This is a genomic window from Paraburkholderia sp. MM5482-R2 (genome assembly GCF_050436125.1).
Classification (GTDB): domain Bacteria; phylum Pseudomonadota; class Gammaproteobacteria; order Burkholderiales; family Burkholderiaceae; genus Paraburkholderia; species Paraburkholderia tuberum.
In genome coordinates this window covers 1470827-1485554 of the sequence record NZ_JBNDLP010000002.1, presented here as the reverse complement: position 1 = coordinate 1485554, position 14728 = coordinate 1470827, and the positions used below count along the sequence as shown (strand labels likewise).

At 59.2% G+C, this 14728-nt stretch carries 7 protein-coding genes, 2 tRNA genes, 3 rRNA genes and 3 pseudogenes; 6 read left to right on the top strand and 9 right to left on the bottom strand.

The annotated features are described in order from the left end of the window. Positions 1–7: 7 nt before the first annotated feature. Positions 8–199 (bottom strand): annotated as a pseudogene (locus OKW37_RS09755) (transposase domain-containing protein); the annotation flags it as partial. A 403-nt stretch (positions 200–602) separates the two neighbouring features. On the opposite strand from OKW37_RS09755, the pseudogene OKW37_RS09750 reads away from it, so the two are divergent. Both OKW37_RS09750 and OKW37_RS09745 read left to right on the top strand, forming a co-directional pair. Continuing rightward, positions 603–955, top strand: a pseudogene (locus OKW37_RS09750) (IS110 family transposase); the annotation flags it as partial. A gap of 75 nt (positions 956–1030) precedes the next feature. Continuing rightward, a pseudogene (locus OKW37_RS09745) lies at positions 1031–1189 on the top strand (IS3 family transposase); the annotation flags it as partial. Between the two features lie 270 nt (positions 1190–1459). Here the strand turns inward: OKW37_RS09745 and rrf are convergent. The 6 genes from rrf to OKW37_RS09715 all read right to left on the bottom strand — a co-directional run bounded on the left by rrf (position 1460) and on the right by OKW37_RS09715 (position 8424). Then, a 5S ribosomal RNA gene (gene rrf, locus OKW37_RS09740) occupies positions 1460–1573 on the bottom strand. A 227-nt stretch (positions 1574–1800) separates the two neighbouring features. Then, positions 1801–4682 (bottom strand): 23S ribosomal RNA (locus OKW37_RS09735). A gap of 344 nt (positions 4683–5026) precedes the next feature. Continuing rightward, a tRNA-Ala gene (locus OKW37_RS09730) sits at positions 5027–5102 on the bottom strand. Positions 5103–5155: 53 nt separating this feature from the next. Beyond that, positions 5156–5232 (bottom strand) — tRNA-Ile (locus OKW37_RS09725). Between the two features lie 74 nt (positions 5233–5306). Further along, positions 5307–6839: ribosomal RNA gene (locus OKW37_RS09720) — 16S ribosomal RNA — on the bottom strand. The 16S, 23S and 5S rRNA genes sit together here with 2 tRNA genes alongside, the layout of an rRNA operon. A gap of 469 nt (positions 6840–7308) precedes the next feature. Further along, a complete protein-coding gene (locus OKW37_RS09715; protein ID WP_090803817.1) occupies positions 7309–8424 on the bottom strand; it encodes an AI-2E family transporter in 1116 nt (371 codons plus the stop codon). Positions 8425–8696: 272 nt separating this feature from the next. Between OKW37_RS09715 and OKW37_RS09710 the strand changes: the two genes are divergently transcribed. From OKW37_RS09710 to OKW37_RS09695, 4 genes are all read left to right on the top strand, one after another. Continuing rightward, positions 8697–9911 (top strand): DUF2863 family protein, encoded by a 1215-nt coding sequence (locus OKW37_RS09710; protein WP_184028728.1) that lies wholly within the window; start codon positions 8697–8699, stop codon positions 9909–9911. 213 nt (positions 9912–10124) lie between these two features. Next, positions 10125–11006, top strand: a complete 882-nt coding sequence (locus tag OKW37_RS09705) for a response regulator transcription factor (protein ID WP_090803814.1) — start codon at positions 10125–10127, stop codon at positions 11004–11006. A 120-nt stretch (positions 11007–11126) separates the two neighbouring features. Next, on the top strand, positions 11127–11801 hold the full coding sequence (locus tag OKW37_RS09700) for an energy-coupling factor ABC transporter permease (RefSeq protein WP_184028785.1): 675 nt from the start codon (positions 11127–11129) through the stop codon (positions 11799–11801). Positions 11802–11975: 174 nt separating this feature from the next. After that, the gene (locus OKW37_RS09695) at positions 11976–12593 is read left to right on the top strand and encodes a BspC domain-containing protein (RefSeq protein WP_429336051.1); all 618 of its coding nucleotides are present in this window, start codon (positions 11976–11978) and stop codon (positions 12591–12593) included. Between the two features lie 111 nt (positions 12594–12704). Here OKW37_RS09695 and OKW37_RS09690 read toward each other — a convergent pair whose 3' ends face one another. Continuing rightward, the gene (locus OKW37_RS09690; RefSeq protein ID WP_184059284.1) at positions 12705–13871 is read right to left on the bottom strand and encodes a M14 family metallopeptidase; all 1167 of its coding nucleotides are present in this window, start codon (positions 13869–13871) and stop codon (positions 12705–12707) included. Positions 13872–13922: 51 nt separating this feature from the next. Further along, positions 13923–14705, bottom strand: a complete 783-nt coding sequence (yaaA, locus tag OKW37_RS09685; RefSeq protein ID WP_184059287.1) for a peroxide stress protein YaaA — start codon at positions 14703–14705, stop codon at positions 13923–13925. Between the last annotated feature and the right edge of the window lie 23 nt (positions 14706–14728).

Below are 14728 nucleotides of genomic sequence, written 5' to 3'. Positions count from 1 at the left end.
CGGTGAATCAGGCGACAGCGGTAAGAGGTTGCCAGTTATGTGGCAGCAATGCGGCGATGTCGCTTGCCCTGTGGGTGGGCGGCCGTGTCCCGATGTCTTTCAGATATGCGTGGGGTTCATGACCGTTCAGTTGCGCTGAGCGGATGAGGCTCATGATTGCGGCCGCACGTTGGCCAGCGCGCAGCGACCCGGCGAACAATCAGATCCTATGTAGCGTGAGAGTCGTCAAGGCCCGAGTCGTAAGATTGACCGTGCCAAGGTTTGCTCCACGGAGGGCATCATGGACGCAAATCACGTTACCGGAGCAACATGCTGAGGGCGTCATCCTGGCAGTGTCGCTTGAACTGTCTGCCGCCCAGTGGAAGGTCGCGCTTCACGACGGATTCAGGGAGAAGCCGGCGGTCCGCACGGTCGGCGCGCCACAGGCGATCTTGCGACTGCAGGCCGTTCTCGAACTCATCGCGCAGCACAAGCAGAAGTGGTCGCTGCCGTCGAACGAGCTAGCGTCAAGACTAATGGGATGGACGCCCCCACCCGAAGCGGCATCAATGTGCCAAAGTGGATGTGTCGAAGCAACCACCTGACCGAGGGGAGCGCCCATCGTGAAGATTACGACAGTTGGCATCGATCTGGCGAAGAACGTTTTTGCCGTCCATGGTGTAAATGAGCATGGTCGAACGGTGCTGAAGAAAGTGCTCAAGCGAAATCACGTTGCGGACTTCTTCGCCAACCTCCCCGCTGCGTGATCGGGATCGAAGCGTGCGCCAGCGCGCACTATTGGGCCCGCAAGCTGCAGGCCATGGGCCATACGGTCCGACTGATTGCACCGCAGTTTGTCAAACCGTACGTCAAGACGAACAAGAATGACGCGGCGGATGCTGAGGCAATCTGCGAGGCAGTCGCGCGGCCGAACATGCGTTTCGTGCCGGTCAAGAGCATCGAGCAGCAATCGGTGTATAGGCAACTTGATGAGCAGGGACTTCAGGCGGCGAGTTTCTGCTGAACCCGTTGATCGTCTTTCACCGGTCAGTACGCCAACCACGATGAAGCACGGCGCGACATCAACCAGTACATCGTCGGTTTTTACAACGCAGTACGCTTGCATTCGACTTTGGGCTATCTGTCGCCCGTTGCCTACGAGGCAAAACCGACAGTAAAAGAACCTATCAGCCTGTCCGAAATAACTTGACCACTACATCCTTGTGTCCTTAGATACGTGCGGGAGGCTAGCGTTGAGCGCGGGAACGCCACCGAGCAGCGCTCGGGACGCGCTAGACGCTTGTTTGTGCGCAGGTCGTATGCGCAAAAACGCGTCGATCAACAGGCTACTTTTGGCAGTGGCTGGCAACGGCGTCCGACCACGCTTATTGTTCGTGCCCGGTCGAGCATGTTGTTGTTGATTTGGCCGCGTAAACGCAGAAACCCCACCGCGGCGGGTGGGGTTTCTGACTGGGGGGGAGCCTGACGATTACCTACTTTCACACGGGCAATCCGCACTATCATCGGCGTGGAGTCGTTTCACGGTCCTGTTCGGGATGGGAAGGGGTGGGGCCGACTCGCTATGGTCATCAGGCATGACGGGTTGCTGCGTCGCAGGGTTGGAGTCAACCGGTTGCGCCACAGCCAATCGGGAAGAAGCGTAAAGGATTCGAGTGGGGAGGGTTGTGTTGTTTCTGGCACAACACTGAATCCCAACCGGGCGTTTCTGTGAGCTCCCGCGGGAGTTCACACCAATCCCCTTCGGGGATCGGACCCGCGTAAGTGCTGAAGCACTACCGCGGGTCGAGACACACCTGTTATAGGATCAAGCCTTACGGGCAATTAGTATCAGTTAGCTCAGTACATTACTGTACGTGCACACCTGACCTATCAACGTCCTGGTCTTGAACGACCCTTCAAGGGGCTCGAAGCCCCGGGGATATCTCATCTTAAGGCGAGTTTCCCGCTTAGATGCTTTCAGCGGTTATCTCTTCCGAACATAGCTACCCGGCGATGCCACTGGCGTGACAACCGGTACACCAGAGGTTCGTCCACTCCGGTCCTCTCGTACTAGGAGCAGCCCCCTTCAAATATCCAGCGCCCACGGCAGATAGGGACCAAACTGTCTCACGACGTTTTAAACCCAGCTCACGTACCTCTTTAAATGGCGAACAGCCATACCCTTGGGACCGGCTACAGCCCCAGGATGAGATGAGCCGACATCGAGGTGCCAAACACCGCCGTCGATATGAACTCTTGGGCGGTATCAGCCTGTTATCCCCAGAGTACCTTTTATCCGTTGAGCGATGGCCCTTCCATACAGAACCACCGGATCACTATGACCTGCTTTCGCACCTGTTCGACTTGTCAGTCTCACAGTCAAGCACGCTTATGCCATTGCACTATCAGCACGATTTCCGACCGTACCTAGCGTACCTTCGTACTCCTCCGTTACACTTTGGGAGGAGACCGCCCCAGTCAAACTGCCTACCATGCACTGTCCCCGACCCGGATCACGGGCCAAGGTTAGAACCTCAAACAGATCAGGGTGGTATTTCAAGGACGGCTCCATTGAGACTGGCGTCCCAACTTCATAGCCTCCCACCTATCCTACACAGACCGGTTCAAAGTCCAATGCAAAGCTGCAGTAAAGGTTCATGGGGTCTTTCCGTCTAGCCGCGGGGAGATTGCATCATCACAAACACTTCAACTTCGCTGAGTCTCGGGAGGAGACAGTGTGGCCATCGTTACGCCATTCGTGCAGGTCGGAACTTACCCGACAAGGAATTTCGCTACCTTAGGACCGTTATAGTTACGGCCGCCGTTTACCGGGACTTCAATCAGGAGCTTGCACCCCATCATTTAATCTTCCGGCACCGGGCAGGCGTCACACCCTATACGTCCACTTTCGTGTTTGCAGAGTGCTGTGTTTTTATTAAACAGTCGCAGCCACCAGTTTATTGCAACCCTTTCACCCTTCTGGCGCAGGCCAGTCAGGCTATGAGGGCGTACCTTATCCCGAAGTTACGGTACCAATTTGCCGAGTTCCTTCTCCCGAGTTCTCTCAAGCGCCTTAGAATACTCATCTCGCCCACCTGTGTCGGTTTGCGGTACGGTCACTGTGAAACTGAAGCTTAGAGGCTTTTCCTGGAACCCCTTCCAGTTGCTTCGCCACCGAAGTGGCTCGCCTCGCACCCTTGAATCCCGCGCCCGGATTTGCCAAAGCGCCTTCTCCAATGCAAGGACCGGGACTTCCAACACCCGGACAACCTTCCGCGATCCGTCCCCCCATCGCATTTCACAATGGTGCAGAAATATTAATCTGCTTCCCATCAGCTACGCATTTCTGCCTCGCCTTAGGGGCCGACTCACCCTACGCCGATGAACGTTGCGTAGGAAACCTTGGGCTTACGGCGAGGGGGCCTTTCACCCCCTTTATCGCTACTCATGTCAGCATTCGCACTTCCGATACCTCCAGCACACTTTCCAGTGCACCTTCGCAGGCTTACGGAACGCTCTCCTACCATGCACATTACTGTGCATCCGCAGCTTCGGTATATGGCTTAGCCCCGTTACATCTTCCGCGCAGGACGACTCGATCAGTGAGCTATTACGCTTTCTTTAAAGGGTGGCTGCTTCTAAGCCAACCTCCTGACTGTTTTAGCCTTCCCACTTCGTTTCCCACTTAGCCATATTTGGGGACCTTAGCTGGCGGTCTGGGTTGTTTCCCTCTTGACACCGGACGTTAGCACCCGATGTCTGTCTCCCGTGATTGCACTCTTCGGTATTCGGAGTTTGCTATGGCGTAGTAATCCGCAATGGACCCCACAACCATGACAGTGCTCTACCCCCGAAGGTGAGACACGAGGCACTACCTAAATAGTTTTCGGAGAGAACCAGCTATTTCCAGGTTTGTTTAGCCTTTCACCCCTATCCACAGCTCATCCCCTAACTTTTCAACGTTAGTGGGTTCGGTCCTCCAGCACGTGTTACCGTGCCTTCAACCTGGCCATGGATAGATCACCTGGTTTCGGGTCTACACCCAGCGACTGGACGCCCTGTTCGGACTCGCTTTCGCTACGCCTGCCCTAATCGGTTAAGCTCGCCACTGAATGTAAGTCGCTGACCCATTATACAAAAGGTACGCCGTCACCCCTTCGCAGAGGCTCCGACTGTTTGTATGCATGCGGTTTCAGGATCTGTTTCACTCCCCTCCCGGGGTTCTTTTCGCCTTTCCCTCACGGTACTGGTTCACTATCGGTCGATCACGAGTATTTAGCCTTGGAGGATGGTCCCCCCATCTTCAGACAGGATTTCACGTGTCCCGCCCTACTTCTCGTACACCCAGTTCTTCCATGCTGTTTTCGTCTACAGGGCTATCACCTGCTATGGCCGCACTTTCCAGAGCGTTCGACTAACAATACAGATAACGTGTACCGGCTGATCCCATTTCGCTCGCCACTACTCTGGGAATCTCGGTTGATTTCTTTTCCTGCGGTTACTTAGATGTTTCAGTTCACCGCGTTCGCCTCACGCAGCCTATGGATTCAGCTACGGATACTCCATTAGGAGTGGGTTTCCCCATTCGGACATCTCCGGATCAATGCTCGTTTGCCAGCTCCCCGGAGCTTTTCGCAGGCTACCGCGTCCTTCATCGCCTGTGATCGCCAAGGCATCCACCACATGCACTTGTTCGCTTGACCCTATAACGGGTGTGTCTCTGTGTCGACCCACGTTAGCGCTTTAGCGCTTACGTGGGTCCCATCCCCGGAGGGGATAGACGCACTCGCTACAGGTTGAGTATTCGTGTTGCGCCGTATTCCAAAGCGATCTCTCGATCACCTTTAAAATACATCGATACAATCACAACCCTGATTCACCTACTCGGCACCCATCTCCAGGTGCCTTTCGTGAATCTCTTTACTACTTCTTCCTGATTGTTAAAGAACGACAGCCGATATCACAGTCAAACTGTGTACCGCTCTGACTGGCTCAATCGCCAATGCGCAACGCTCTGCCTTCATGCAGAACCCTGCGCATTGAGGATTGGTGGAGGATGACGGGATCGAACCGACGACCCCCTGCTTGCAAAGCAGGTGCTCTCCCAGCTGAGCTAATCCCCCAGTCCCACAGATAGTCCAGCGGCCCCAGCCCTTCAGCTCACCAGACAAGACCGTGGTGGGTCTGGATGGATTCGAACCATCGACCCCCGCCTTATCAAGACGGTGCTCTAACCGGCTGAGCTACAGACCCTGAGCCTGTCTGCGTTGCTTCTAACCACAGCCGATAAGCGTGAGCACTTGAGTGCAGGGAATGCACAGCTCTGGAAAGGAGGTGATCCAGCCGCACCTTCCGATACGGCTACCTTGTTACGACTTCACCCCAGTCATGAATCCTACCGTGGTGACCGTCCTCCTTGCGGTTAGACTAGCCACTTCTGGTAAAACCCACTCCCATGGTGTGACGGGCGGTGTGTACAAGACCCGGGAACGTATTCACCGCGGCATGCTGATCCGCGATTACTAGCGATTCCAGCTTCACGCACCCGAGTTGCAGAGTGCGATCCGGACTACGATCGGTTTTCTGGGATTGGCTCCACCTCGCGGCTTGGCAACCCTCTGTTCCGACCATTGTATGACGTGTGAAGCCCTACCCATAAGGGCCATGAGGACTTGACGTCATCCCCACCTTCCTCCGGTTTGTCACCGGCAGTCTCCCTGGAGTGCTCTTGCGTAGCAACTAGGGACAAGGGTTGCGCTCGTTGCGGGACTTAACCCAACATCTCACGACACGAGCTGACGACAGCCATGCAGCACCTGTGTTATGGCTCCCTTTCGGGCACTCCCGCCTCTCGGCAGGATTCCATACATGTCAAGGGTAGGTAAGGTTTTTCGCGTTGCATCGAATTAATCCACATCATCCACCGCTTGTGCGGGTCCCCGTCAATTCCTTTGAGTTTTAATCTTGCGACCGTACTCCCCAGGCGGTCAACTTCACGCGTTAGCTACGTTACCAAGCCAATGAAGGCCCGACAACCAGTTGACATCGTTTAGGGCGTGGACTACCAGGGTATCTAATCCTGTTTGCTCCCCACGCTTTCGTGCATGAGCGTCAGTATTGGCCCAGGGGGCTGCCTTCGCCATCGGTGTTCCTCCACATCTCTACGCATTTCACTGCTACACGTGGAATTCCACCCCCCTCTGCCATACTCCAGCGCTGCAGTCACCAATGCAGTTCCCAGGTTAAGCCCGGGGATTTCACATCGGTCTTACAGCACCGCCTGCGCACGCTTTACGCCCAGTAATTCCGATTAACGCTCGCACCCTACGTATTACCGCGGCTGCTGGCACGTAGTTAGCCGGTGCTTATTCTTCCGGTACCGTCATCCCTCACGGATATTAGCCACGAGGTTTTCTTTCCGGACAAAAGTGCTTTACAACCCGAAGGCCTTCTTCACACACGCGGCATTGCTGGATCAGGCTTGCGCCCATTGTCCAAAATTCCCCACTGCTGCCTCCCGTAGGAGTCTGGGCCGTGTCTCAGTCCCAGTGTGGCTGGTCGTCCTCTCAGACCAGCTACAGATCGTCGGCTTGGTAGGCCTTTACCCCACCAACTACCTAATCTGCCATCGGCCGCCCCTTGAGCGCGAGGTCCCGAAAGATCCCCCGCTTTCCTCTCCCGAGCGTATGCGGTATTAATCCGGCTTTCGCCGGGCTATCCCCCACTCCAGGACACGTTCCGATGTATTACTCACCCGTTCGCCACTCGCCACCGGACCGGAGTCCGTGCTGCCGTTCGACTTGCATGTGTAAGGCATGCCGCCAGCGTTCAATCTGAGCCAGGATCAAACTCTTCAGTTCAAACCTGTTACTGTGTTCGGGCTCTCTCGAACCCGGTCGCTCACTCAACGTACTGACGATGATTGATCCGTCTTTCGACAGACAAACCTTCCTCTAATACTGTGTGAGGCTTCTGATACTTCTGCCTGACAGCAGATTCCGGAGAATCCGCCGCCGCATTCCGCATCAAGCGCCCACACTTATCGACTGTTAGTTTTTAAAGATCGGTCCGCCAAACCCGCCGCGCCTGAACCACCACTACCCGGCACTGCTTCGTTTGCGTCGCTGCGTCTGCAGCAGAGAAGCGAAATTATGGAGAACTTCCGTCGGATCGTCAACAGGTTTTTATCACTCGCCTAACCTGCCCACGCCGCCGAAGCCCACGCCATCAAAGGCTTCCCGCTTCTCCGCACCCCGGCGTCCGGAGCGCGAAAGTGCGGAATTCTAGTCGCCGCAGCCAGAACTTGCAAGCGAAATCCTGGGGTTTTCCTTAGGGGATCTTTCCCATACGGCCCGGATCGTCTATCGATGGGGTTTTCACTTCGGGCGCCAGCGTCTGGGCAGCGGATGCGCCGATCGTCCAATCATGCAGCACGGTATAAGCGACCGCCAGCAACGTCGGGCCGATGAAAACACCAAGAAAACCAAACGCAAACGCGCCGCCGAGGATGCCGAGCATCACCAGAATCAACGGCATGTCACTGTTTTTGCCGATCAGGATCGGCTTGATGACGTTATCGGCCATGCCGACTACCAGCAGGCCCCATATGACCACAAAAATCGCCCATCCAGTCGACCCGCCCTGATACAGCCAGATCGCTGCCGGCAACCAGACAATGACCGGACCGCCCGGCACCACCGACAGAAAAAACGTCACGAGCCCGAGCAACGCCGGCGCCGGTACGCCCGCCATCCAGAAACCGAATCCCGCGAGAACCGCCTGTACGAGGGCCGTACCAAGAATCCCGTAGACCACCCCCTTCACCGTGCTGCCCGCCAGCGCCAGCAGATACTCGGCGCGCTCACCGGCTACTCGACGCATGCCGGCGTTCAGCCAGGCGGCCGCCCCCTCGCCACCGGTATAAAAGAAGAACGCGAGCACGATGCTCAACGCCAGCAGCCCCAGCCCATGCGTCACCGCAAGCGCCGCCGCCAGAATCCACTTCCCAGCCGGCGCGGCGAGCGTGTGCAATTGCGCGATCAACTCGGAATTGCTGCTGGTCAAGCGCTCCCAAAAGGCCTCGATGCTCGAACCAACCAGCGGGATCCGCTGCACCCACGGCGGCAGATCGGGCAACCCCGACTCGAAAAGTCTTTGCACCAGCGCAACGATGTCGTGAACATGCGCGCCGAACGCGAAACCCGCATAGACGAACGGCCCGAGCACCACGACCAGAATAATCAGCACGATCAAGGTCGCGGCCAGCTTGCGCCGCCCGCCGACCACGCCAGTGAGTCGCCGGTAGAGTCCCCAGGAACTGTAGCTGAGGATGGCGCCCCACAGCAGCGCGGTCGTAAATGGCGCCAGCACCAGCAACGACCCACCCACGAGCACAATCAATGCGAATACCGCGGCAAGTCGCTCGATCAGTTGGTCAGATTTCACGATGAATCTCCTATTGCGCCAGACCGTGGCAATGACATGACACACGCCCGTCAGGCGCCCGCTGAACGCCGTCAGTATAGAAGCGAGTTGGGCGTCCGAGGTGTCTTATACCATCCCGCCAGGGTGTTGCGAGTCGCTTGCGACTGTGCCGGTGGCGACCGCATTTTTTGAGATGAAAGCGCCCAAATTGCCCGGAGATTGCTGGCCAATCCATATAGCTGCCTGGAAAAGACTAGAATATAAGGTTCCGTGCCCCCAATTTTTCTGGATTTATGCGCTCGCGAATCACCAAACGTCTCCCTCCCGACGCCGACAAGCTCGTCGGTCTCTCGCTCGCGCTTTTCGCGTCGGGCAGCCGTACCGAAGATCGCTTCTGGGAAGCGAAGCTCGACGCGCTGCTGGCCAAAGTCGTGCGCAACGCCAACCAGACTACGCTGGACGCCGCGCTCGACCATCTGCAGCAAAACCATCCGGATGCCTACGGCGCGCTGGCCGACATGGCGGAAACGCACAGCGAATCGTTCGTGATCGAACATGAAGGCGTGTCTTATGAAGCGCTGTTGATCGCCGCGCCTGTGCTCGCCTGGACCCGCTACGTGATTCCGTCCGGCCCGCTCAAGTCCGACGCCGCCGACGCCCTGCGCGCACACCTGCAAGCGCACGTGCTCGCTGCCAACACGCGCGTGGCAATGGCTCCATTCCTGTTCAGCATCGACCAGTTGCCGCGCCATCACGTCGAAACGTGGCGCATCGCCCAGCAACTTGCGCAAGCCGCGGTCAGCGGCGGCAACGCGAAGCTCAATTTCGGCGAACTGCCGGAGACCTCGCCGATTCTGGCGGACCCGCGCTTTCTGCTCGCCGTAGTCGCCGCTCCCGTCGGCGACGCGACGTTCCGCTGGCAGGAAGAAGAGCACGGCACTCGCATCGAGCGCGGCCAATGTCTCGAGCAATGGGCCACCCAAGGCGGCGCGAATCTGTCGGTCGTGCTGCCGGGCTGCGAATTCGAATGTCTGCTGCCGGATGCGTACTACTCGGCGTGCCGCGACGCCGATGAAAGTGTGCGTCCGCACACCGTGCGTACCGCCGTGCGTTATCTTTTCGACACTATTGGCGCGGCGCCGCAGGATCTGCGCGCGGTGGTCGCCGGCTTCGGCGAACGGCGCATCGACGAGTACCGCGTCGGCTTCACGCGCAAGGGCAGCAACGACGTGATCTACGGTGTCGTGTGGCCACTCTACGGCCGCGAAAACGGCGAGGCGGGCATCGACGAGGAGCCGGAGGAAATCACCGGCTCGGACGAACCGCTCGAGGAAATCGTCGCGCTGCTCAAGGAAACCGGCATCACGGATGTGCGCCGCCACGCGGGCCGCTTCGAGCCGGAATATTGCGACGACTGCGGCGTGCCGCTGTATGCGGACCCGCTCGGCGAAATCGTCCACGCGGAAATGCCCGAAGACGCCGAGCCCGCGCAACCCCATTTCCATTGACACCGAAGTCGACATCCCTGCCTTATCGCAAAAAAGCCCCGTATATACGGGGCTTTTTTGTTGATTGTCCGCATTTCTTATGCCTTTTGGACAGCCGTCAAAACGAAGGGAATTTGTCATCATAGGCACGGTGACGCATCGCCGTGATCGAGTCAGCTCCACGAGTCCCACAGATGCGTCGCGCCATTTCGCCCGATACATCTGGAGACATGCATGCGCTTCGCGATTCTCAATTCAAACGCAGAACGACGTGATGGACTCAAGGCCTTGCTGCGGCAGATCGACCGGCTGGCACGCTTCACAGAGGCCGATGAATGGCGTCTGCTCGAACGTCCGTTCAAGCGTTATCGGCCTGATCTCGTCGTGATCGACTGGGAGGACTGGATGTCGGTTGCGCAGGTGCGCGCGTTGCTCAGCCACTTTCCGGACCTGCGCATTAGCGTGCTCACCGACGGGACTTTGCCCGCGCTCGTGCGCGCGCTGATGGACGAAGGTGTGCTCGGCGTTGTTCCACGCGACACCGATCCCTGCCTGATCGTGCGCGCATTGGAAATGGTGCTGCTCGGCGGTCACTACGTGCCGCCCGGCGCGCTGGCGATCGATCCGCCGCTGCCGACCGACACCGCGATCCGTACGTTCGACGAAGAAAGTCCGCCGCCCCGCCGCAACAAGCTCTCGGGCGGGCTGTCACCGCGGCAGGAGCAGATCATGCGCTGCGTGCACATGGGCAGCACCAACAAGATGATCGCGCGCACGCTCGGCATTAGCGAAGGTACGGTCAAGATCCACCTGACGAGCATATTCCAGCAACTTGGTGCGCCCAATCGCGCCGCCGCGGTCGCGCTTTACAACGGATGGCTCACGAATCATTTGCAAGTGCTGCGCAACAACGGCGAGCACAGCGCGCGGCCGGTCATCCGCGGGCAGCCTGGCCCGGTTCCGCTCCGGCGCCGCACACGTGCGCGCTTCCAGTATCCGTTGCCGGGCAGCGACACCAGCAGCGCGCTACCGATGGCCGCGGAGCCCGCCACGTCGTACGGTGAGGCCCCACCCGGCCGGCCCGCGCGGAAGTCGGTCGGGCCGGGTTCCGCATGACCCGGGGCGCGGGGCACGCCGCGCGCATGGGTTGGAACGTCCGCATGCGCGCGGCGTCGAGGGTGGGCTGGCATGGAATCCGCTCACACCTTTTGTCGTCCAACGAGTAATATGAGACACATGGGTTTCCTCTACACACCGCTTCCGTTTTGGGTCGCTGTCGGTGGCTGGATTGCCACTGCGATGGTGATCGCGCTCGCGCTGTGGAAAAAACCTTTCAAAAGACTTCAGGACGGCACGCTCCAGCATGTCTGGCTCGCGATAATCGTCGCGGTGTCGGTGCTGTGGTCGAGCAACGCCTGGCTCGACGACGGCACCGTGATGCACCTGCTCGGCGCCACGCTCGTCGTCACGCTGTTCGACTGGGGGCTCGCCCTGATCGCGATGGCGGTGGTCGCGGGTCTGGCCGCCGTCGTCTTCGATGCGCCGTGGCAGGGCATCGCGCTGACGTTCCTCGTGTATGGAGCCCTGCCCGTCGCCATCTCGACCTTGCTCCAGCGCATCTGCACCGCGTGGCTACCGCGCAATCTTTTCATGTTCATCTTCGGCCAGGGCTTCGTTTCGCCCGCCATTGCCGTGTCGTTGACGGCCGCGGCAGCGCTCGGCATCCATATCGTCGTGTCCGGCGGTTCGATGACCGTGGTGCCAATCGGCTACGCGCTCAGCGTGCTGCTGCTCGCCACCGGCGAAGCATGGTTCACTGGCATGGCGACCGCGCTGATCGCGGTCTACCGTCCCGCATGGGTGACCACCTACGACGTGCGGCGCTATCGTCTGGGCGGCCCGCGCACCTGAGAATGCGCGCTTTGACGTCGCGTGCGGCGCATCTGTGATAATCAGCGCCTCGTCACCGGAGACTTTCCGGGCGTCCCCGCCAGGACAAGGCAGAATATTTGCAGCAACATTGAACTCAACCCTTGCGCGGGGCATCTTATTTGCCTCATCTCCCATTTGCGTCTAAAGAACTAGATGGATCGCACCAATGTACCGAGCCGGTTGCTGCGGGTGATCGGCCGGTTGGCAGCCTGCGCAGCGAGTCTCTCGCTCATCTGCGCGGCTCCCGCACTCGCTGATCAGCTCGAACAGCACAACGACCTCGTCAAAAGATTTATCACCGAAATGCACGCGGATCCGCTCGTCGCGGACTGCGCCGCGCATGGCGACTTCGTCGCGAGCACGTCGACCGCTTTCGACCACGTCGAATTCCCGTCCAGTTCGTTCGACAGTGCGCACTCGTCGGTCACACCATGGAACGACTCGTTCGACGAAGGCAAGCAGCGCGTCAAGGTGGACAGCATCGTCACCGTCGAGGGCGTCGGCGTGCGCCAGGACAACTCGGGCGAGCCGGCCGATCTGAAATTCCGCTGCGGCTACGTCGGCTCGCAGATGCTCGCGTTCAGCTGGAACGATCCGGTACCGCCAAACCGCGCGCATAGCGCGGGATCGGGCAAGCACAAAGGCGGCAAAGGCAAGCATGCGGTCGGCGGCAAGACGTCGAAGAAGTCGTCGAAGACAGGCTCGGGCCAATCGTCGCGCACGACGTCGAGCAAATCGGCAAACAAGAGCTCGAAGAAGAAGAGCCAATGACATCTGGCGCTGATCGAGCCGCGCCAACGTCCGATCAGTCGCCCCAATAAAAAACGAGGCACGCACTTTTGCCGTGCGTGCCTCGTTCTTTGTGTCCATCCGTCCGCTTCTTCAGGCGAACGTCTCCACGTGTCGCAGGATCGCTTGCAACATTGCGGCGCCAAGCGATGCGCTGCGCTCGCCGTTCCAGCCGACCCGCTCGTCGGGCAGATTTGCGTTGTCCTTGAACGGCATTTCCAACGTCAACGACAGACAGCCGAATTCGTTGCCGATGTACTTCGACGCGAGCTTCAACGCATCCTCGCGATACTTGCTCGCCGCATAGCCATACTTGTCCTGAAAATCCGGACTCGCGTGCTTGAACGCCTCGATGAACGCCGTCTGCTCGCGGCCCTGCCGCTCGGTGAAGCCCGGCAACATTTCGGAGCCCGCGACGAACACATACGGCAATGCCTCGTCGCCATGAATATCGAAGAACAGGTCGCAGCCTATCGCATGAATCGCGTCGCGCACCACCAGCACCTCGGGACTGCGCGCGGCGTCCGGTTCCATCCATTCGCGATTCAGGTTCGCGCCGGCCGCGTTGGTGCGCAGATTGCCGCGCACGCTGCCGTCCGGATTCATGTTCGGCACGATGTGAAACACCGCATGATCGTAGAGCTTGCGCGCGACCGGGTCGCCCGCCCAATCGCCCCAACCGACGAGGCGCTTCACGAACCCCTCGATGAACCATTCGGCCATCGTCTCGCCCGGATGCTGCCGGGCAATCAGCCAGATGTTCTTTTTGGGCGCGGCGTTGGCGGCATCGTTGGCGGGCGGCGTGCCGAGCGTGAGCAGCGAAATCGGCCGGCCTTCGACCGTCTTGCCGAGTTCGGTCAGCGACGCGTGCGGCATCTGCTGCACGGCGCCGAGAAACTCGGCATGACGCTCCTCGCTGTACGGTTCGAAGTACGCGTAGTAGATGCTGTCGAAATCGGGCGTATGGTCGATCGTCAGCACGCGGCCGTCGTACGACGTCGGCACGCGAAACCAGTTCACGCGGTCGTAGCTCGCGACCGCCCGATAGTCGCGCCAGCCCTCCGCGAACGCGCACGCGGCGGCGTTCTCGAAGGTCATCACGCAGCGCTCGCCCGCCGCGCCCGACAGGCGGAAATAGAACCACTGCGCAAACTCGGCGTGGCTGTCGGGCCGTACGCGCAGGCGAATATTGCCGGCGTCCTCGCAGGACAACACATCAACTGCGCCTGCGTCGAAATTGCTCGTAATCGATAACGTCATCGGAGTCTTCCCTGCCTGAATTCACGCTGCCTTTTTAGCGCAGCGGCACGCTTATTCCGCAACGCGGCGGCGAAATACGAAAGTGGAGTCGTTCGAGGCTTCGGCACTGAACGCGTAGCCTTCGGTCTCGAAGTCCTTCAACTGCTCGGGACGATCGAGGCGATTTTCCACCGCGAAACGCGCCATCAAGCCGCGCGCGCGTTTTGCATGGAAGCTGATGATTTTGTAGCGGCCGCCCTTCCAGTCTTCGAACACCGGCGTGACGACCGGCGCGTCGAGCAGCTTCGGCTTGACCGACTTGAAATATTCGCCCGATGCGCAATTGACCAGCACGCGCGAGGTGGCCGCATTCTTCTTCAACTGCGCGTTCAACGCGTGCGTGATCCGCTCGCCCCAGAACGCGTACAGATCCTTGCCGCGCGGGTTGACGAAACGCGTGCCCATTTCGAGCCGGTACGGCTGCAGCAGATCGAGCGGACGCAGCAGGCCGTAGAGGCCCGACAGCACCCGCACGTGATTCTGCGCATAGTCGAGATCGGCCGACGACAACGTCTTCGCATCGAAACCTTCGTACACGTCGCCGTTGAAAGCGAGCACCGCCTGCTTGGCGTTGTGCGTGCCGAATTGCGGCGACCAGTCCGCGTAGCGCTGAAAATTGAGGTGCGCGAGCTGATCGGAAATGCTCATCAGCGAAGCGATCTGTTGCGGCGACAAACGGCGCAGGCCGCTGATCAGTTCGGCGGCGTCATCGACGAAATCGGGGATCGTGTGCTTTTTGACGTGCGGCGGGGTGTCGTAGTCGAGCGATTTCGCCGGCGACAGAACGATTATCATAGAGGCTTGCAGGCACGCCGTGC

Coding starts and splice junctions, on each gene's coding strand:
- OKW37_RS09710 (WP_184028728.1), top strand. CDS start 8,697: ATGCGCTCGCGAATCACCAAACGTCTCCCTCCCGACGCCGACAAGCTC.
- OKW37_RS09705 (WP_090803814.1), top strand. CDS start 10,125: ATGCGCTTCGCGATTCTCAATTCAAACGCAGAACGACGTGATGGACTC.
- OKW37_RS09700 (WP_184028785.1), top strand. CDS start 11,127: ATGGGTTTCCTCTACACACCGCTTCCGTTTTGGGTCGCTGTCGGTGGC.
- OKW37_RS09695 (WP_429336051.1), top strand. CDS start 11,976: ATGGATCGCACCAATGTACCGAGCCGGTTGCTGCGGGTGATCGGCCGG.
- OKW37_RS09690 (WP_184059284.1), bottom strand. CDS start 13,871: ATGACGTTATCGATTACGAGCAATTTCGACGCAGGCGCAGTTGATGTG.
- yaaA (WP_184059287.1), bottom strand. CDS start 14,705: ATGATAATCGTTCTGTCGCCGGCGAAATCGCTCGACTACGACACCCCG.